1 protein-coding gene is annotated in these 379 nt (G+C 67.5%); it reads right to left on the bottom strand.

What is annotated here, in order from left to right:
- Positions 1-356, bottom strand: a 356-nt coding sequence (locus EVJ30_RS15100; protein WP_236636117.1) for a flagellar basal body P-ring protein FlgI, incomplete at its 3' end; no start/stop codon positions are given.
- Between the last annotated feature and the right edge of the window lie 23 nt (positions 357-379).

Raw genomic sequence — 379 nt, 5'->3', positions numbered from 1 at the left:
GTCTCGTTGCGCACCGAGAGCTTGAGATCGCCGTGCGAGATCGCCACCTTGGAGATCCGCACGTCGCCGCCGGAAACCACGGTCCCGGTGCGCTCGTTCACCACCACCTTGGCACGGCGATCCGGCTCCACCGTGATGGACTCCAGCCCGGCGACGAAGGCAACGAGCTGCCTGCGCTGCGCTTCCGGCACGAGCAGTTCGATGCCCGAGGCGTCACGCGCCTGGGCCAGGCCTGCGCCGTAGCGCCGGTTGATGGCCTCCGCGACACGGTTGGCCGTCGTGTAGTCGGGCTCGTTCAGTACGAACGTCATCTGGTGGTTCTCGGAAACCATTTGCGCGGACACGCCGACTTCCACGGTCGCTCCGCCCGGGACCGAAC

Source organism: Exiguobacterium sp. SH5S13, assembly GCF_004337085.1.
Classification (GTDB): Bacteria; Bacillota; Bacilli; order Exiguobacteriales; family Exiguobacteriaceae; genus Exiguobacterium; species Exiguobacterium aurantiacum_A.
The sequence above is the reverse complement of the archived record's forward strand: the minus strand, read 5'-3'. Positions and strand labels throughout refer to the sequence as shown.